Raw genomic sequence first — 18,227 nt, 5'->3', positions numbered from 1 at the left:
TCTAACGGGTAACAGTTCACGTCAGGCTCGTCGGTCTGTTTTCTTGATTATGGTTCACGAAGGTCGTTCAATGAGATTCCTTGCTCGAGCGCGAAATCAAAATCATCCACATCGTAAAATTGAACAGGCACGATATATTCCAATATCCGATCCTGATAATCAGGCTGGTCTGTGAGAAGCGGGGCCTCAAATTTCATGGCCGTCAACAATAGCTGTGTCTCTACGGGATCAAATATCTCCCCCCACATGGCGTTATCCTCCACTTTTACGACCGTCAGGGTCACACCGTTCGGAAAAGAAAAGGGAACCTTGGACCATGGGGCTATCAGTCCTTTTTCCATTCGCTTGCGGTTGAATGGATCGGCAAAAAATTGGCTCATTTCTTTCATAATCCGACGGACATACTGATCATCAGCAGAGTAGGGCATGATAGGTTCAGGACTCTGGATAAATTCGTCCAATTCATAGATTGTCGACGCGGGTATCAGATATTCTACTGGTTGCGATGGGACCATCAACTCCCCGTAGATAGCCAACATGATCGCTTCAATAACGAATTGTTTCGACATTTCGACAACCCTCCTCGTTACCATCATACAAAAAATCGGGGGCACCGTACAAGGGTGCGAGTAGGGCTCAAAAAGTTCAGGAGGGTGTATCCTTTGTTTGAATCTGCCTTTTTTTCTTCGCTGCTACTCATCATCACCATTAACCTCGTATTAAGTGGAGATAATGCGGTGGTCATTGCCATCGCTTGTCGGAAGCTTCCTTTCGAACAACGAAAACGTGCCATTTTGTGGGGGACGTTTCTTGCTATCATCGTACGCGTGATCGCTACGATTCTTGCTGTTTATTTGCTGAAAATCCCGTATGTGTACATGATCGGTGGGATTATTCTGCTATGGATCAGCTACAACCTGCTACGCGAGGACGAGCGCGAGGAAGCGATCAACTCGAGTGAAGACTTGGTTCAAGCGGTCAAGACGATTGTCGTGGCAGATGTGATGATGGGACTGGATAACGTACTCGCCATTGCGGGGGCAGCGAAAGGGGATGTCGTCCTCATCGTGATGGGCCTTTTGATCAGCGTGCCTCTCATGATTTTTGGTAGCCAGCTCATTCTAAGAGCAATGGAGCGCTTTGAATGGCTTGTTTATGTTGGTTCAGGTGTCCTGGCTGTGACAGCGGCGAATATGATTCTGATGGAAGATGCGATGCATGCGTGGATCGCAGGCAGGGTGTGGCTCGAATTGGCGATCAAAATTGGGGTAGTCGCTCTCGTGTTAGTTGCGGGATATTTGCAACGTACGAAAACAACTCGTACCCACGCATGAAAAAACTGAGATGAATAAGGTATCTCAGCTTGGTCTCGCTTATAAGGTTTTGACGATCGTCACGCTCATCCATTCTTTATCGTAGAGATCGATTTCATATGTGGTGGCTACCTCAGATCCATCTTCATTGGTAAGAATACGGATCGTGGGCCGATTCACTGCCAATGGATTCACTTTGGAAACGACCCCGGTATGCCCTGTACTCAACAATACAGTTGAAGCGATGGGATAAATGGCGACGTGCTGCAGGAATAGCTTGAGCAGGTCGAGGTCGAAATAGGTGTTTCCCGTAGCGAACAAGTACTCGGTAGCATCACTCGGCGAGTAGCTTTTCCGAAATGGACGCGGGGAAACTAAGGCATCGTAAACATCAGCGATTGCGACGATGCGTGCATACTCGTGAATGTTTTTCTCACAGAGTTGACGGGGATATCCTGTTCCGTTGTATCTCTCGTGGTGCTGCAGCGCACAGTGTGCAGAAACGACCGAGATATTATGTTGATTCCGCAAAATATTGAAGCCCTCTTCGGTATGGTATTGGACACGTTGTCGTTCTTCTGGGCTTAACTCGGTACGCATGGTCCAGAGCTCCTTAGGAACCTGCGTCATGCCGATGTCGAACAAAAGCGCACCAATGCCCAACTCCATCATCTGCTGCTGGTTGTAGCCTTTGGCCATCCCTACCACACCAGACAGAACGGCGACATTGACAGCGTGGTGAAAAAGGTAACCATCCAACACGTGAAGACTGGACAGGTTGACCAAGATGTCTTTTCGACTACTCAAATCTTGAAAGATTTCACGAAAAACCTTCTGAAAACTGCTCCCGAAATCAGGAACGGACGTACGGCGTTTGATCTGCGGCTGATCCATGAGGGTGGTCATCGTTTTGTATACGGCATCCACGGCTTCTTTACGCGTCTCATCGCGGATTACATCTTCCGGCATGATATCTTCTGTGTGCTTGTCTTGAATGTAAAGGGTATCAATTCCCAATTGAACAAGCCGTTCGATGTAACGGGGGGTTAGTTGTACCCCGATCCCCAACAGAACGTTTCCGTTTTCCTGAAACACGCTCTTGGCGATGACATCGCCCGGCTTTACCGAAGTAATATGCAATTTTCTCACAACGAAAGCCCCAGTCCTTTTTTTGATGGAATGTAAATAGTCCTGATTTTCAGTCAGTTCATATAGTACCATTTTATCACAGTAGAACATGGGGAGACTACCGCTGTTGAAGTACTTCTCTTAATTGTCATTTTTTTCCGTATCAGTTTGCATTTATTGCTCGGCTGCCCGATCTGAACGTGTAAACCAGCGGAAAGGGTTGAGTGACCAGCGGGGCTCGTAGCGGGCATAGCGTTCCTTGCGACGAGTCAAGCGCTGCTGCATAAGATCCAGTTCAAAAGTAACACGGCGCATTTCCAGGCGAAGGGACTCTTGCATCTCTTCAATATCCGCAATCTTTTGCAGAATGGTCGATTGCATATGGTTCATAGAGGAGAGCTGTGTTAGCTCCTGCTGAAATTGGACGAGTGTCTCGTGGACCGTCAATTCCACTTCTCGCATGCCCGTTCCCAGCTTGTTTGTGGCGCTGATCGTAACTGCGGTTTCTTCCGCTCCTGTGAGTTCTTCTTCCATGAGCATTTCCTCGGACAGGCGTCCTTCTTCTATCAGTTGGCGCTGAATATCTTTTAACGAGCTGTTGCCGCTGTCTTTTCTTTCCTTCACTTCCTTGAGCAGTTCAAAGCCTGCTTCGCTGATCAAATAGTGACCCTGCGGATTTTTCAGACGTTCCTGTGCAGGTACGAACAAGTCCAGCCAGTTACGCAGTGTACGAACATGCACATCAAGGCGATCAGCTACCTCTTTTGAAGCCATCCAAACTTGTACATCCATCCAGAATCACTCCTTTTTTTCCTCTCGGTATTCCCGGTGGACTCATTATAGCACCAAAAATTTCCGGGTAAGAGAGAATCGACAAAGGTTCTAAAAACTAGTGATCTTTCGTCCGATTCGGACAGATCGTCGTATTTTGTCAAATATGGTTGTCTGCTCATAATGACCGGGACAGGCGCGTACATATGGAAGGAGTAACCATGTTTTTGCTCGTTGGGTGAGGAGAGGACCGGATGATGCAATCTGTTTTCTGGATTGTCCTTTTGACTGCTGCCTTGGCGAGCAGTATCGGGGGACTGCTGTTATGTCTGCGTGCCTGGTCATCAGAGGCATTGTTTGCGATGATCAGTGCAGGGGCTGGGCTGCTGCTGGCGATTACGCTGCTAGATTTGATGCCACATGTCTTTTCTGACCAGAGCTTGTGGTTGATGCCATTTGTGCTCGTTGGCTTTGTGACGCTTTTTGCTCTGGAATTAATCAGCAAGTCTAGCGGAGAGTTTGGCTCCACGGGAATCATTGGGGTCATGACGGGTTTTTTATTGCATGCATTTGTCGAAGGGGTTTCATTGGTCGCTAGCCTGAGGATGGATTCAGAAGTAGGGGTATCGGTCCTGGTGGCTATGCTGCTACACAAAATTCCGGATGGTGTGACCATTGCCTCTCTGCTGCTCGCAGCAACCAATTCAAGAAAGAAAGCATTTTGGGGGGCGACATCGCTTGGAATCGCGACGATTGCAGGAGCCTTCAGCTTTGGTTTTGCCGAGCAAATGTTTCCAGCGAATTGGTCTGGCATTATGTTGGCCATGACGACAGGTATTTTTCTGTATGTATCCGCCAGTCATCTCGTTCCTTATATCGGACAAACCAAAAAGGCACAGTACGGGGTTTATTTTGTGGGGGCTATGGCCGTGTATCTTATTTTGTCTGCGTATTTGCACGCGAACCACTTGCATGCATAAAATGTCCCATTCCTACCCAGTCTAGACTGGAGGAAGGGAGTGTGGACTGACAGTATGAACAATCAAGAGCAAATGCAAAAGGACGATCTCTTGCAGTCACTGACTGAATTCCCGGTCATGGGGACATCGTTGAATCCATTGCAGGAATCGTGGGCTTCCTCTGAAGTTTTATCTGCGCTGACCGATCAGGCCGGAAGTACTGATTAAATGTTTTTACCAGCCCCTCTCGTTTATCCCTCGTATCCATGGACAAGATCGGTTATAATGCAGGGGAATAAGTTGGGAAAGGGGCAGATACATAATGAATACATTGTTGCAAGGAAAGAACATCGTCATCATGGGCGTAGCAAACCACCGCAGCATTGCCTGGGGAATTGCACAATCCTTACATAATGCTGGAGCGAATCTGATTTTTACGTACCAAGGGGAGCGTCTGCGTGAAAACGTGGCGGCACTCACGGAAAAATTGGGAGTAGAGTCGCTGTTGGTGAATTGCGATGTTACGAAGGATGAGGATGTAGAAGCGGCTTTTGCTGTGATCAAAGAAAAAGTGGGCGTTATTCACGGACTGGCGCATTGCATCGCGTTTGCGAAAACCGAAGAGCTCGAAGGCGAGTATGTCAACACATCCCGCGAAGGATACGCGTTGGCACAAGACATTAGCGCATTCTCCCTGGTTGCAGTTGCTCGTGCTGCTCGTCCGTTGATGACTGAGGGCGGAAGCATCGTAACCTTGACGTACCTTGGCGGTGAGCGCGTCATTCAAAACTACAACGTAATGGGTGTAGCCAAAGCTGCGCTTGATGCATCTGTTCGTTACTTGGCAAACGACTTGGGCAAAGAGAACATTCGTATCAATGCGATCTCCGCTGGTCCAATTCGTACGCTTGCTGCAAAAGGAATCCGCAATTTCAACACCGTGCTGAAGGAAATTGAGGAAAAAGCGCCATTGCGCCGCACGATTGACCAATCAGAAGTAGGCGACACTGCGCTCTTCTTGTTCAGCAATCTCTCCCGAGGAATCACGGGTGAAATTCTGCACGTCGATGCTGGCTACAGCATTATTGGCGGCTAACCAGCAGCAAATTTATCGAAAAAGAATAACAGGCCCCGGTTTCTCGCATACTATACCCAAAATGCGTGAAAGGGGGCCTGTTTTTTATGTTTCCATTGATTACGAACATGGAAGAATTCTTGATTTATATGGGCGGTGGTTTTCAGTACTTACCTGCCCATCTCGGCAATGAAGCGGGAGGTGCGGGTCTTTCGTCCGAATCGCTCCCGGGGGATACCGATACACAAGCTGCGACGGGCCCGGGTAATCGCGACGTATAAGAGTCGGCGTTCTTCTTCAAGCGCACCAGAGCCGCCTTTTCGCAGCTCATCCAATGTGTACTCATGAGGAAGGGCACCTTCTACCAGATCGGGCAAGAAGACGTGGTCGTATTCGAGACCTTTTGCCCGATGGATGCTTAAAACATGAACAGCTTCGTCCGGGAGTGGTCGCATCGTGCGCCACTCTTTTTCTTGTCGTGCCATTTGATCGATATAAGCCAAAAAATCGCTGATCGACGCATGGCGCTTGGAAGCTGCCAGTATTTGCTGCAGCTCATCGCTCCAACGTTCCCGGCCATCTTCCCGGTCTTTCGCGCGTTTTTTTAGATAGTCGCGCAGTTTGCCATCCTCATAGATGAGCTCCAGTGCCTGGGCAGGTGGAACATCCTTGCACGCGGTGAGAATCTCGTTAATTTGCTGCATGTGCTTGCGCTGATACGGTTTGATCTGTGTCAGATGCGGAAGAACGTGCAGAATCGGCTTGTCCTCGATGATAGCTTGGCTGCGCAAGGCATTCCACATTTCAGCTGAGATGTAGAGGGTAGACAATATTTCTTTAAGCGCGTCTGTGTCATCCGGGTTTAGCGCGAGCCGCAAATAATTTAGCGTCCAGCGAACTGTCTGGCGTTGGTAAAAGGAATCCTCCTCTTGGGTGTAATGAAAAGGAATCCCTGCTTCGCTCAGGCGCTCCAAAATGGGGCGCGCAGATTCATTGGTGCGGTACAAGATCGCGCATTCACCCAAAATGGCCCCTTGCTCGCGACGGTGGATAATTTCATCGACGATCCGAGAAGCTTGTTCTTCTTCGTCTTCCGGCTCGAATAAATACGTGTCGCCTTCCTCGCGATGAAAAGACTGACATTCCTTTGCCCAACGCTCCCGGTTGTGACCGATCAGCGAATAGCCAAGACTGACAATCGAGGAATGGGAACGGTAGTTGACCTCGAGTGTAAATGTCGACGCTTGCGGAAAGTCTTTGGTGAAGCCCAAGATGTACTGCGGATTACTGCCACGAAAGCCGTAAATGGACTGATCGTCATCCCCGATGACACACAAATTGTTTTGGGGAGCGGCTAGCAGCTTGACCGTCTCATACTGAATGCGATTGATATCCTGAAACTCATCGACCATGACATAGGTGATGCGGTCCTGATAGCGGCGCAGAAGCCCTGGATCATCGCGCAGCATTTCGTAGCAGCCAATGAGCATGTCGTCAAAGTCAAACCAATGATGCTTTTTCTTCGTGGCCTCATACAGCGGATAAAGCTGAATCGCCCGTTTTTCTGCATCGTTACTTGCTTCCCGATACGCGACCTCCTGGGGGAGGATGTATTCGTTTTTCCAACGGCTGACGATGCCGAGTGCTTCCGTGATCTCTGTTTCCTTTAACGCGGCAAGGTCGTCATGACCAAGCAGTGCGCCAGTCTCGCGCATCAAGCGCCATTTTTGCCAATCCTTTTTCAAGAGGCGCTGCTGATCCCAGCGATCTGACTGGTGATGCAAGAGCATTCGGTAAAAGATGCTATGGAACGTGCCAGCAATCAGTTCACGTGCTTGTCCAGCAGGTAGCTGCCGGGCAATGCGCTGGCGGATTTCATCGGCGGCTTTGGTCGTAAAGGTCACGACCATGATTTGATTCGGCTTTACGCCCAACTCACAGATCAAGTGAGTCGTGCGTGCAGTCATGACGCGCGTTTTGCCACTTCCGGCTCCGGCGAGGATGAGAAAAGGCCCCTCGGTAGCGTGCACCGCTTGTTGTTGTCCTGGGTGTAGCGGTTGATCACGCATTTGCTCAGCCATATGAGAGATGGTCTTCTTCGGCATCAAGCGTTTGCGGAAAACCGGTGGCTTCGGAGCTGGCGGGGGAGGCGTTGTGCTTGAGCCAATCGTTCTTTTTTTCGGAAGGCGAAAGGAGCCGATGGCCGTTGTATTTTCTTCGTCTAGGGATGCCTCGCTGTGCTCTTTGGTTGAGAAAGCGAGTGGTTCTTGCGTGTTATCCTCGCTGTGATCCTTTTCGACCGTAGTAGCCAAGACAGCCTGAAAGGCAGTTGCAGCCATTTCATCTATTGCTTGTAACGAATCGAGTGGAGCAGGACCATTTTCCGTCAGAAGCGGGCATTCTGCTCCTTCAGGATGGAAGAAGTGCGGCTCAAAGCTGATGCCAGCATGAAGACGAAGTGCTGATGCACAGACTGGACAGCGTACCTTGTCCTGTCGGGCAGCCATGCGCCAAAACGGTATGCGGTTATAGTTCTCTGGTAGCAACAGGATGGGTTTGTTGTCTAGTAAAGCATAGTTCATCATGACACCTCGGAAATAAGAAGTGCCCCCTGTCGGCAGGGGACACTTGCCATTATGGTTGTTGGTTTCGATTAGGAGCGCAGCGACACGATGTCCTCAGACAGAGCGGACGAATCTTCCGCGCCCAGATACGTGATGCTCACCCGTGTTATGCGATGGTTTTCCAGTTCACTGATCGCAAAAAGATAGCCTTGGAACGTGACGGTTTTGTCCTTCGCGACCTCTTCATTTAACTGGCTGTAGACCCATCCGGCAATGGTGTCGACTTCGTCGGAAACGACTTCAATCGATATGTAATCATTCAGTTCTGTCAAGAGAGTTTTGCCGGAAACCGAGAGCGTATTGCTGGAGCTTTCTTCAATTTCAGGGCGCTCATTTTCATCGAACTCATCCTGAATATCACCGACGATTTCCTCCAAAATGTCCTCCATCGTTAACAACCCTGCTGTACCTCCGTATTCGTCAATCACGATGGCGAGCTGGGAACGGCGTTTTTGCATTAAGCGCAGGACGTCGCTAATTTCCATTGACTCCGGCACCGTCAATAAAGGGCGGAGAAAATCATGTAATTCTGCTTTTCCTGTCGTCAACGCAGAGAGGTAAAAATCTGAGGTGTGCACAAAGCCAATCAGCCTGTCCTTATCCTCGTGGGCGACGGGAAAGCGTGAATGGCGAGACTCTCTCATGATCTCTAGGTTTTCGTCAAACGTGTTGTCATCGTACAGGCAAATCATATCAATCCGTGGGATCATGATTTCCCGGGCAAGACGTTCGGAGAACACGAAGACATTGTCGACGAGAGCCATCTCGGTCTGGTCAATGTGACCAACTTTATGACTCTGGTTCATAAGAAGGCGGATTTCTTCTTCCGTATGAGCCGATTCGTTTTCGGTGGCAGGCTCAATTCCAAGGCGTCTGATCAGTAAATTGGCCGCTCCGTTTAAAAACCAGATGAGCGGATAGCTCAGTTTGTAAAAAAACATGAGCGGTGCGGCAGTCCATAGGGAAGTGGCCTCCGCTTTTTGGATCGCCAAAGACTTGGGCGCAAGCTCTCCGAAAACGATATGTAAAAATGTAATGATAGCAAAGGCGATCGCAAGAGAAATTGGACCGACCAAATAAGACGGGAAATGAAATAATGCCATGACGGGCGCGACGTAATGGGCGACGGCAGGTTCACCGACCCAGCCTAACCCCAGCGAAGCCAGTGTAATTCCGAGCTGGCAGGCAGACAGATAGGCGTCGAGCTCTCGTGTGACTTTTTGCGCGTAGCGGGCACTTTTGTTATTGCCTTCACTGACGAGCTGAGTCAGACGAGTTTGGCGAACTTTTACCAAGGAGAATTCTGCTGCGACGAAGAAGCCGTTCAGAAGAACCAAAAATACCACGAGCAGCAGATTCAGCGTAATCTCCCCTATCGGACTCTCCAAGCACACCTCCGCCTCCCGCAGTGCGAAAGGAGGAGAATTCACCTCCGATACGATAATGGTATTTAACATGTACGACCAAAAACGGATAAATATTCGATCTAAAGCCTGTAGTTGATACACCCTTTATGAGCCATGCTACAGGTTTTCTTGTTAGTTGTAAGTATACCAATAGGTCAACCGAACAGTCAAAACGTTCCGATATGAATGAGCGCATTCTGAGGCAATGCTTGGACATACCTGCTTCGATCCGATCATAAACATAAACGAGCATGGTCCAAGGAGGGGAGCGACGTGTACTGGCTGCAAAAAAGTGTAGCGATTTTTACAGGAAGCGTGCTTCTAGGCGTAGGAGTCAATCTGTTTTTGGTTCCGCACCGCCTGATGGACGGGGGCATGATCGGGATCGGTTTGTTGGCGACGTATTACATGCAGATGCCGCCGGGTCTCGTGATGATTTTGGTCAGTCTCCCTGTGTATGCCATCGTCTTTTTTTATGATCGCAGATTGTTTTTTCACAGCTTTCACGGCATGCTGATTTCTGCTTTCTTTATCGACATTCTCTCGGATATACGTGGTTGGAATATGTGGTCAACATCCATCTCCGCAGTTACTGGCGGCGTGTTAATCGGAATGGGTATCGGCGTGATGCTTGCCTACGAGACGAATACGGGCGGGACAGACCTGCTCGCGCAATTTCTTGCCAGACGATACAAGCTGCGGGTTGCTTTGCTGATTTTTCTAATCGATGGGCTGATCGTCCTATGCTCGATTCAGACGATTGGGAAGGAAAGAATGATTTTCTCCATGCTGACAATCGTCGCAGTTGCAGCGACTACGCATATGTTCAGTGGACTCGGACGACCTTTGCCACCGTATACGATCATTGGCCCGCTTATTTCGCGCTGGGACGGGGAAGGGGAAGACGATATTTTGGAGAAAATAAATAGGAAAAGATGAAATGAGGGGCTTCTTTGTCTGGACAAGCATTTCAAATGATAACGGAGCGTGTCGGCTATTTTCCCGGTCATGTTAACATAGGCCTCGTCATTGGTGAGCGTGGGGCGATCCTGATAGATTCTGGTCTGGATACCCAAAACGCCAAAAAAATCAAAAAAGGACTGGACGCTATCGCCCAGCCCTTGTGTGCAATCATTCAAACACACTCTCATGCCGACCATTTCGGTGGCAACGCCTACTTGCTCGGATGCTGGCCCGAAGCAAAGGTCTATGCGCCACCGCTGGAAGAGGCGATCATTCGGAACCCCATACTTGAACCCATTTACTTGAACATGGGTGCAGCACCGCTTGAGGATCTCAAAAACAAGTTTTTGCTGGCGCAGCCTTCTCGGGTGGACCACCTCCTTCCACTGGATGAAAGGATCGAAATTGCTGGCGTACCTTTCTTTATCCTTTCTCTGCCGGGGCATAGCTGGCAACAGGTCGGTGTTGTTTGTGACGAGATTTGCTTTGCTGCCGACAGTTATTTAGGCGAAGAGGTTTTGGAAAAGCACAAGCTGCCGTTTCTTGTGGATGCCTATGAGACTCTACTCAGCCTCCATAAACTGCTTGCTACCAGATACAGGGGATACTTACCTGGGCACGGAGCATATACCACCACCTCTCAAGATGCCGTGAACAAAAATATTGCTTGGCATGAGCGGATTTTCTCGGTGATCGAAGCCATTTTAGTAGAGGAGAGAACACCAGAAGAGGCATTCACTCTCCTGTGTGAGCGTTTACACATTTCCATAGAGAATGCTTCGAGCTACGTCCTGTTTCGAACAGCCTTTATGGGGTACATGGTCGGGCTTCAGAAAACAAAGAGGGTGGCTTACCGGTTTGAACATAATCGGTGGTTGTGGAAAATCGTTCAGGATGGAGCGGAGGGAGCAGAAAGGTAATCGGCGATTTCTGCTAGCTTATGCTCTGCAGCCTCGCGGACGGCCTTGGGAATGAAAAAAATTTCTTCGGATGAGGTGTTCATATAGAACTTTGCTTCCAAATACGGATGACCCAGTTTGACATTCAGTTCCCCTTTTCCGGTTGTCGTGCTGGTGTAGTTCGTAGGGATGCGCAAAAAATACGCGCTGCTGCTGGCGGAATCGTACATGACGACATCGTATGTAGGCATACTGTCCCCGCCTGATCGATGAAAGCCTTGTTGCCGAAGCATTTTGTCAACATAGGAGAGGGGCTGAACAACACCGGTAAGGGTCTTGTTTTTTAACCGCATGGACATCCTCCTCGGTTTAACCATTGAGAAATCAAGCTTAGTCTCATACTATGTACGGCAATACCATTTCAGACTTGTAGAAAAAGAAAAGAAGGAGTGGAAGAGGATGCAACTTATGGCAGATTTGCATACACATACAAAAGCGTCAGACGGCACCTGCGAGCCAGCAGAAAACGTACGTTTGGCCAAGGAGGCCGGACTTGCTGCACTGGCGATCACGGATCACGACACGGTAGCAGGGATTCCAGAAGCAATCGAGGCTGCTCGCGCACTCGGTGTGGAAATCATTCCGGGAGTCGAAGTGAGCTCTGTAGGGAAGGGGCAGGACATTCACGTTCTCGGCTATTTTGTCCCATATGATAACCCAGCTTTTGAAGAGCGTCTATTCCGTTTGCGAGAGACAAGACATGAGCGTAACCAACTGCTGATAGCACGGTTGCAGGAGCTCGGTATCGACATTTCATTGGAAAAGGTATACCGCCGCAAGCAGGGCATGGATAAAAACATCGGGCGACCGCATATTGCTGAAGAACTGATGGAGCTGGGCGTCGTGTCTACGATTGCGGAGGCCTTCGATAAGTACTTGGGCAAAGGGGGAGCGGCTTATGTCAATCCTCCACGTATTACCCCGCAGGAAGCAATCACGTTGATCAAAGAGGCTGGCGGAGTGGCGGTGCTCGCTCATCCGGGGCTGTATGACGATGATGAGCTTGTGCAGGAGTTGATCGTATTCGGATTGGACGGGATAGAAGTCAATCACCCGGACAACGATGAGGTACAAAAAATGCGTTACAGCAAGTGGGCAGGACAATACGGACTTGTTGAAACAGGCGGTTCTGATTTTCATGGCTGGCGTGGAGAGGAGCCGTTTCATGCGATGCTTGGCTCTCATACGGCAGCGATGGATGCTGTTGAACAGCTACGTGCGATTGCGGCAAAGCGGAAGGCGTAATTCATTTATACGGAAAGTAAGCGACCCTCTTCTCTTTTACGGGAAGAGGGTTTTTGTGAACTTAAAACAATGCCAGTAGAAATGATATCCCTAACCACAAGCATAGAGGGCTAAACAATACCGTATCTTGACGGGCAAACTTCGTATTTTTCACTTTTTTAAAAAAGCCAATGTAGTTGAAGTCTCCCACTGCTCGCAGGATAAACACAGCTGCACAGAGCATGCATCCCCATCGAATCAAAGAAGGGGCTATTATGGGCGAGAGATAACCGCTCTGGGCGAGCAAAATGTAAAAGGCACAAAATAGCAAGCAGGCAACGGCGATCGTACCGCCTCTCCGAGGTGAAAATGTCCGACGTGAATGATCGGCTGTTGTGGGAATGACGGAATCCGTGCCCCATTTTCCTCCGAGTGCCCAATAAACATGCAGCAAGGATACGATGGCTAAGAAGACAGCAGATGAGATGGAGAAAACATGCGTCATGGGAAAACCTCCTACTGATTCGTAAGGATATTTGCAGAAGATACGCATCCGTATGTTTTGGGTGAAAAAATTCCTGCGCAGGTAGTCTGTCAGGCAGGAGAGGTATCAACTCCAAGTCATAAAATGATGCAAGGGCGCGGACATGTCAAAAGGCGCTTCTAGCTCTCTTCGCACGAGCCAACCAATATAGAGGAGGTACGCAAACTGTGCGCGTGCCTTTGCATCAGCGGGACCCAATCCTTTTTTCTCATACAAAGAGGCGACGAAGCCGATTCTGCGTTTCTCGATTTCCACAAGACGTTTGGAAAGGGCAGGATGCTGTTTCGCCCAGTTGTATATTGCAGCTTCGATTTTTCGCTCACTGCTAAAAACGCTCGACAGCAGTTGTTCCAACGACATGTTGTCCGAGTGTGGCGCCCGAATGATCCGCTCCGTCGCATGCTCCTCCCAATAATCGATCATGGCGTCCAGTAGCGCTTGACGATCTTGAAAGTGATGATAAAAGCTTCCTTTGCTGATCTTCAGTTTTCTGGCGAGAGGTTCCACACGAACAGCGTCAATGCCTGCTTCAGCCAACATATCGAGCCCTGCCCGAATCCAATCTTCACGTACGTATTGCATGGTTCACCTCAAAAGATACGGCATCGTATGTTTCTGCTTTCATGTTATTCCACCGGGTGATGATGTGTCAAGAAGCACTCCTTGTTCATGTCTGCTGTGATCTGGTACGGCAAACATAACGGCGACGGAGTTCCTCCCATACACAAGCTGGTGATTTGAGTGTTTGTTGAAATGAAAAACACCCTCGCTTCGCATGATGATCATAGCGAAAACGAGGGTGTTTTTCCGCTGAGGGAATAGGGCTACACGCAGCTTTTTTTATTCGCGAATGGATTTAACCATCGCAATATGCTCGATACCCGCATCGTCAAATAAGTCGCCAAATGCTTGATAACCGAGCTTTTCATAAAATTGTTGGGCCTGCGTCTGGGCGCTCAGCTTCAGGCTGTCATACCCGTGTTGTTTGGCCAGCTCTTCCATCGCGAGCATGATTTGGCGGCCCAGTCCGGTACCGCGTTCTGTTTTGGCAACCGCTACCCGTTCAATTTTTCCTACCCCAGGTGCGTAGGTACGGAGACGGCTTGCCCCCACTGGATTTCCTTCGCGGTAGACTACAAAATGAATCGTCCCGCTATCCAATGTATCATGCTCATCTATTTCCAGGTCTTCTGGCACTTCCTGTTCCTCGATGAATACGACTCGGCGTACGGACAGGGCATCCGCCAACTCTTGTTCAGTGGTGACTTTTTGGATCTGGTAGGTTTGCAGGTTCATCGGAATTCGTCCTTTGTTAGAAAATATCCCTCCCTACGACAGATACGCAGGGAGGGTTGGTGATTGAGGGGGGGTGTTTATTTTTTGAGAAGGAAGGTCTGGTAAACGCTCCAGATGCCATCCTCGAGTTGATAAACCAAGTGGAAGCGATCAATCTCGCTGTTCAAATCGATTTTTGCCATGCTCAGTTGGCCGGTTACATCCCGCAGCTCATCGTCGGACAGGTCGCGCCCGATGGTCAGATGCGGTACGTATGCATAGGTTTCTTTTTCATTCACACACTGATTGGCAATCTTTTGATGCAGCTCGTTAAATGGTTCTTTGTTTTGCACAGCCAAATAGATCACGTTGGTGGTAGGGTGGAAAGTAGATACCCGATGGAACTGAGCCGAAAAGCTGTCGGTAGAGGAGGCAACCTGCTCCAGATGGCCCACCAGTTCAGGCAACTTGGCTTCGTCCAGCTCAAAGGCTTCCTTCAAACGGATATACGGAGGAACCAAAGCATAGCCCGGGTCATAACGTTTCCGGTAAGAGTTGGCTACTTCTTGCACCTTGCTAGATGGGAATATTACGATACTGTACATCATCAGAACCACTCCTCCTTACTATCTATCATGCTCTACAAGATCTTATTTTAACAGAAAATTCTTCATTTGTGTAATGTTAAGCGTGGGTCCGTATATTCCTTGTGCCAAAGGAAAGACTGTGTAGTGCAAGGAGGTGCCGCACTGTATGTATACGGCAATGATGATCACATTCATTTTTCTCGTTCTGCTTCTACTGTCTGTGCTGACCTTCACCATTTTGACCGCGATACGAAAAGGAGAATTCGAAGAGGCACTCGTATCGACTATCAAGGATGAAGGTCCACAAGAAGAACAGCCACGGTAAGTTTACCCGTAAAGCGTCTTAAGCATACGCGGTAGATTACGCTGCCAGTGGCCCCACGTATGGTCACCCTCAAACGTTTCATAAACGAGGGTGGCTTTTTTCGTGCTTAAAATCTCGCGCAATTCCTCATTGGCCGCAAGAAGATTCAGTGTACCGCGGCCCGTACTTACGGCCGTCTCCTCCGTCCCGATTTCCAAATAGAAGGTTTGCGGTACGGAAAAGTCAGCGTCAGCTACCAGACGATTTAACTTGGCGTCCATGGCAATAGACTGGCAGGCAACTTGTCCAAACGTATGCGGATAGTTAAGAGAAGTGAACAGAGAGACAACCCCGCCCAATGATTCGCCAAGAAGTGTTCGTGCGTTTCCCAAAGGATGTGTGGAGTAATGCGTATCGACATAGCTCACGACTTCATCGGCGAGGAAGCGACGGTAGGCCATATGCTCCTTGCCATCCGGATGATAACGATCGTTCCGTTTGCTTTTCTCGACAGGGAGAAAGACAGCGATGATATCAGGCAATTCTTTGTCACCATTCAATTGATCCAGCAAAGAAGCCAGTCTGCCCATTGCCAAGTAATCTTCTCCATCCTGTACGTAGAGGACTGGATACGAGTAGAGTGGCGAGTAACGTAGGGGTGTGTAGACAATCAGCTTTTCCGGCGTCCCCAAATACCGGCTTTCCAGGATTATTTCCTCAAGGGCCACTGCGTTGTCCTCCTTATTGGGATATTCCTTTCATTATTATACAGGAGCGAGCGGGCATGCCCAACAGTTTGGGTGCAGCTTCAGTCAGGCTGTGGGCGAAAGATTGTCGCAATTTGGTCAGCGTGTGATACTATGGTAGGAAACGACTTCACTCGATTTGTGGAAGGGGTTGTCTCTTATATGAAGAAGCAAGTACACAGCATCGAAGTCAGAAACGCTGCTCTCGCACGTTTGGCAGAACGCGGAGTGACGTTGGATGATATCGCAGAGATCGTGTATCTCATGCAATCGCCTTACCATCCAGATCTCACGATGGCGCAGTGCATCGAGAGCGTGAAAGCGGTCTTGGAAAAAAGGGAAATGCAGCACGCCATCCTGGTTGGCGTTGAGTTGGATACGTTAGCAGAGAAAGGCCTCTTGTCTGAGCCGCTCCAATCCATCATCGCATCAGATGAAGGACTGTTTGGATGCGACGAAACACTGGCGCTAGGTTCCGTATTTGGATATGGAAGTATCGCGGTGACCACCTTTGGACATTTGGATAAGCACAAGGTCGGGGTGATTAAAAGGCTGGATACAAAGTCGGGAGAGGGTCGTGTGCATACATTCTTGGACGACCTCGTGGCGAGTGTGGCAGCCAATGCGTCTAGCCGGATGGCACATCGGATGAGAGATGAGCAGGAGGCGGAGTTGGCACGAAGTGAGGCGTTGAAGCAACAGGAAGCAGAGCTGCGTGTCGAGGAGAAAGGGAAAGGGACAGAGCAGGCGGGGTAGGTTAGGTTTGGGATGAGGAAATTTGTTTCGATCGTTACCTAATTATCTTGTTTGCTTTATCCTCTATAGGGTCGTCTTAAACAGCAGGAGCCAATTCTTCACCGATGTAGTTCATATGCTTGATGTAGTCATGGATGATGTGATGCGATCATGCCAGCATGTATGCTATCCCCAAGATTTTGTAGGGGAATGTGGGCAGCAGCGGTGGGGAATGGCTTTTTTGTTGAGGGTTTGGTAGCGACACGTAGCTGAAATGAGATGGTCTAGACTTTTTACAAGGTAAAAACAAGCCTGATTTCACTGGGTTTCTTAGTGTTCTTTTGGTAGGAGTGAAAATTTTTACAAGAAATTATTCATTTGCTCTTGAAATCCATTTTACGATGCTGTATAGTAATAAATGTGATCGACGTCCGATACGATTCGGGCCCTTAGCTCAGTTGGTCAGAGCGGTCGGCTCATAACCGATTGGTCGTAGGTTCGAGTCCTACAGGGCCCACCATTTAAACGATCACACACATATCCCATGATCCGGTAGCTCAGTTGGGAGAGCACCATCTTGACAGGGTGGGGGTCGCTGGTTCGAACCCAGTCCGGATCACCATATATAAGACGTTCAAAACCCTTGCTACGCAAGGGTTTTTTTGTTTTTCTAATCTTTTGATTCTAATAATAAAGGGAGTGAAAACACCTCGTGGTCACAGCGTAGTTACAAGGGTTTCACCCCGCTTTTATTTTTCCAAAGGTTTTTGCTGTTTCTTTTTCTGCTTCGAGCATTTCTTGGATCGTTTCAGCAAACAAATCCTTCAAAGCCGACTGTACGTCGTCCACAGACTTCATATTCTTCTCTTTGATCCACTGTTTGATCTGCTCTTTTGACATCATAAAAAATCTCCCAACCTTTCTAAGACTAATTGTAGTTTAGAGGTTGAGAGTTTACACAGAATATTTTACAGACTCTTTGGATTTATTCCAATACCCATCCACTGCTATTGCTACAGTCCTGAAATATTGATCTCTTAAATAGGATTCCTGCTCCTCTTTATCATGGGATAAAAACCATTCTTGCTGCATATCCTCATCTCTAAAAACATATGGTCGCCAAAATGCCAGCCCCAATTCATGAAAGGTATAACTATATCCTAACTCCCAATCATTTCTATCATATGGAGAAATTTTATCAATTCGTTCAACTAAATCCTCTGCTTTTGTCTCAAACACATTAATATCCATAAGCAAACAGGTTATATCATGATCACCCTTAAAAGAAGACAGTTCTATGAATATAACTCTATCTTCCGAATCGTACTCTACCTTGAAATCTCCAACGGACTGCACCGCCGTTGAATCTTTCCTTGGATTGAAGAGTCTCAAACCATTTGCTTCGGCGTACTTTCTTACTTCCTCTCTAGTCATTCCTAACGTTATCTGCCCAATTCCTTTTCGTGGCTCAACTATGATCGTTTCCATGAGCATCCTCCCTTTTTATTTCTTAATATAGCATTAAATATTGATTGCAATGTTAAATGGTTAGTACAAAGTGGGGTTTGTAATTTCTAAATTGCCACTTCATTAGTTCAATAACAACTTGTAAAT

Annotated in this window: 21 protein-coding genes, 2 tRNA genes and 1 pseudogene; 11 read left to right on the top strand and 13 right to left on the bottom strand. The window is 48.5% G+C overall.

What is annotated here, in order from left to right; translation table 11 throughout:
* Nucleotides 1–47: 47 nt before the first annotated feature.
* Nucleotides 48–569, bottom strand: coding sequence for a hypothetical protein (locus C7R93_RS18600; RefSeq protein ID WP_015892281.1), 522 nt, complete (start codon nt 567–569; stop codon nt 48–50).
* 84 nt (nt 570–653) lie between these two features.
* On the opposite strand from C7R93_RS18600, the gene C7R93_RS18595 reads away from it, so the two are divergent.
* A complete protein-coding gene (locus C7R93_RS18595; protein WP_106840210.1) occupies nt 654–1,334 on the top strand; it encodes a TerC family protein in 681 nt (226 codons plus the stop codon).
* Nucleotides 1,335–1,373: 39 nt separating this feature from the next.
* Here the strand turns inward: C7R93_RS18595 and C7R93_RS18590 are convergent, their stop codons facing one another.
* Together C7R93_RS18590 and C7R93_RS18585 are read right to left on the bottom strand one after the other, a co-directional pair.
* A complete protein-coding gene (locus tag C7R93_RS18590; protein ID WP_106840219.1) occupies nt 1,374–2,462 on the bottom strand; it encodes an HD-GYP domain-containing protein in 1,089 nt (362 codons plus the stop codon).
* A gap of 153 nt (nt 2,463–2,615) precedes the next feature.
* On the bottom strand, nt 2,616–3,233 hold the full coding sequence (locus C7R93_RS18585; protein WP_106840209.1) for a MerR family transcriptional regulator: 618 nt from the start codon (nt 3,231–3,233) through the stop codon (nt 2,616–2,618).
* 233 nt (nt 3,234–3,466) lie between these two features.
* Between C7R93_RS18585 and C7R93_RS18580 the strand changes: the two genes are divergently transcribed.
* From C7R93_RS18580 to fabI, 3 genes are all read left to right on the top strand, one after another.
* Nucleotides 3,467–4,192: a ZIP family metal transporter gene (locus C7R93_RS18580; RefSeq protein WP_106840208.1), complete on the top strand. Its 726-nt coding sequence runs from the start codon at nt 3,467–3,469 to the stop codon at nt 4,190–4,192.
* 39 nt (nt 4,193–4,231) lie between these two features.
* The gene (locus tag C7R93_RS30065; RefSeq protein WP_158264035.1) at nt 4,232–4,399 is read left to right on the top strand and encodes a hypothetical protein; all 168 of its coding nucleotides are present in this window, start codon (nt 4,232–4,234) and stop codon (nt 4,397–4,399) included.
* Between the two features lie 94 nt (nt 4,400–4,493).
* Complete coding sequence (gene fabI, locus C7R93_RS18575; RefSeq protein WP_106840207.1) at nt 4,494–5,267, top strand: enoyl-ACP reductase FabI; 774 nt, start codon at nt 4,494–4,496, stop codon at nt 5,265–5,267.
* Between the two features lie 149 nt (nt 5,268–5,416).
* Here the strand turns inward: fabI and C7R93_RS18570 are convergent, their stop codons facing one another.
* Nucleotides 5,417–7,828: a UvrD-helicase domain-containing protein gene (locus tag C7R93_RS18570; RefSeq protein WP_106840218.1), complete on the bottom strand. Its 2,412-nt coding sequence runs from the start codon at nt 7,826–7,828 to the stop codon at nt 5,417–5,419.
* A 71-nt stretch (nt 7,829–7,899) separates the two neighbouring features.
* Nucleotides 7,900–9,264 (bottom strand): hemolysin family protein, encoded by a 1,365-nt coding sequence (locus C7R93_RS18565; protein WP_106840206.1) that lies wholly within the window; start codon nt 9,262–9,264, stop codon nt 7,900–7,902.
* Nucleotides 9,265–9,549: 285 nt separating this feature from the next.
* Between C7R93_RS18565 and C7R93_RS18560 the strand changes: the two genes are divergently transcribed.
* Both C7R93_RS18560 and C7R93_RS18555 read left to right on the top strand, forming a co-directional pair.
* Nucleotides 9,550–10,215, top strand: coding sequence for a YitT family protein (locus C7R93_RS18560; RefSeq protein WP_106840205.1), 666 nt, complete (start codon nt 9,550–9,552; stop codon nt 10,213–10,215).
* Between the two features lie 14 nt (nt 10,216–10,229).
* Nucleotides 10,230–11,159: an MBL fold metallo-hydrolase gene (locus tag C7R93_RS18555; RefSeq protein ID WP_106840204.1), complete on the top strand. Its 930-nt coding sequence runs from the start codon at nt 10,230–10,232 to the stop codon at nt 11,157–11,159.
* Here C7R93_RS18555 and C7R93_RS18550 read toward each other — a convergent pair.
* Entirely contained in the window at nt 11,129–11,491 is a 363-nt protein-coding gene (locus C7R93_RS18550; protein ID WP_106840203.1) for a hypothetical protein, read from the bottom strand. The two genes, C7R93_RS18555 and C7R93_RS18550, sit on opposite strands and share 31 nt — an antisense overlap.
* A 106-nt stretch (nt 11,492–11,597) precedes the next feature.
* Between C7R93_RS18550 and C7R93_RS18545 the strand changes: the two genes are divergently transcribed.
* On the top strand, nt 11,598–12,443 hold the full coding sequence (locus C7R93_RS18545; RefSeq protein ID WP_106840202.1) for a PHP domain-containing protein: 846 nt from the start codon (nt 11,598–11,600) through the stop codon (nt 12,441–12,443).
* A 61-nt stretch (nt 12,444–12,504) separates the two neighbouring features.
* Here the strand turns inward: C7R93_RS18545 and C7R93_RS18540 are convergent, their stop codons facing one another.
* From C7R93_RS18540 to C7R93_RS18525, 4 genes are all read right to left on the bottom strand, one after another.
* The gene (locus tag C7R93_RS18540) at nt 12,505–12,927 is read right to left on the bottom strand and encodes a DUF3995 domain-containing protein (protein ID WP_106840201.1); all 423 of its coding nucleotides are present in this window, start codon (nt 12,925–12,927) and stop codon (nt 12,505–12,507) included.
* 105 nt (nt 12,928–13,032) lie between these two features.
* Complete coding sequence (locus C7R93_RS18535; RefSeq protein WP_106840200.1) at nt 13,033–13,548, bottom strand: TetR/AcrR family transcriptional regulator; 516 nt, start codon at nt 13,546–13,548, stop codon at nt 13,033–13,035.
* Between the two features lie 258 nt (nt 13,549–13,806).
* On the bottom strand, nt 13,807–14,262 hold the full coding sequence (locus C7R93_RS18530; RefSeq protein ID WP_106840199.1) for a GNAT family N-acetyltransferase: 456 nt from the start codon (nt 14,260–14,262) through the stop codon (nt 13,807–13,809).
* A 77-nt stretch (nt 14,263–14,339) separates the two neighbouring features.
* Entirely contained in the window at nt 14,340–14,849 is a 510-nt protein-coding gene (locus tag C7R93_RS18525) for a YjcG family protein (protein WP_106840198.1), read from the bottom strand.
* Between the two features lie 145 nt (nt 14,850–14,994).
* On the opposite strand from C7R93_RS18525, the gene C7R93_RS30355 reads away from it, so the two are divergent.
* On the top strand, nt 14,995–15,153 hold the full coding sequence (locus tag C7R93_RS30355) for a hypothetical protein (RefSeq protein WP_017250308.1): 159 nt from the start codon (nt 14,995–14,997) through the stop codon (nt 15,151–15,153).
* Between the two features lie 2 nt (nt 15,154–15,155).
* Here C7R93_RS30355 and C7R93_RS18520 read toward each other — a convergent pair whose 3' ends face one another.
* Nucleotides 15,156–15,860, bottom strand: a complete 705-nt coding sequence (locus C7R93_RS18520) for an alpha/beta hydrolase (RefSeq protein ID WP_106840197.1) — start codon at nt 15,858–15,860, stop codon at nt 15,156–15,158.
* A 180-nt stretch (nt 15,861–16,040) separates the two neighbouring features.
* Between C7R93_RS18520 and C7R93_RS18515 the strand changes: the two genes are divergently transcribed.
* From C7R93_RS18515 to C7R93_RS18505, 3 genes are all read left to right on the top strand, one after another.
* Nucleotides 16,041–16,634: a phosphatidylglycerophosphatase A family protein gene (locus tag C7R93_RS18515; protein WP_106840196.1), complete on the top strand. Its 594-nt coding sequence runs from the start codon at nt 16,041–16,043 to the stop codon at nt 16,632–16,634.
* A 422-nt stretch (nt 16,635–17,056) separates the two neighbouring features.
* Nucleotides 17,057–17,133, top strand: a tRNA-Ile gene (locus tag C7R93_RS18510).
* A gap of 26 nt (nt 17,134–17,159) precedes the next feature.
* Nucleotides 17,160–17,235, top strand: a tRNA-Val gene (locus C7R93_RS18505).
* A gap of 131 nt (nt 17,236–17,366) precedes the next feature.
* Here the strand turns inward: C7R93_RS18505 and C7R93_RS18500 are convergent.
* Both C7R93_RS18500 and C7R93_RS18495 read right to left on the bottom strand, forming a co-directional pair.
* Nucleotides 17,367–17,516 (bottom strand): annotated as a pseudogene (locus tag C7R93_RS18500) (IS256 family transposase); the annotation flags it as partial.
* 51 nt (nt 17,517–17,567) lie between these two features.
* Entirely contained in the window at nt 17,568–18,101 is a 534-nt protein-coding gene (locus tag C7R93_RS18495; RefSeq protein ID WP_106840195.1) for a hypothetical protein, read from the bottom strand.
* Nucleotides 18,102–18,227: the final 126 nt, after the last annotated feature.

It is taken from the genome of Brevibacillus fortis (assembly GCF_003013395.1).
GTDB lineage: Bacteria > Bacillota > Bacilli > Brevibacillales > Brevibacillaceae > Brevibacillus > Brevibacillus fortis.
The sequence above is the reverse complement of the archived record's forward strand: the minus strand, read 5'-3'. Positions and strand labels throughout refer to the sequence as shown.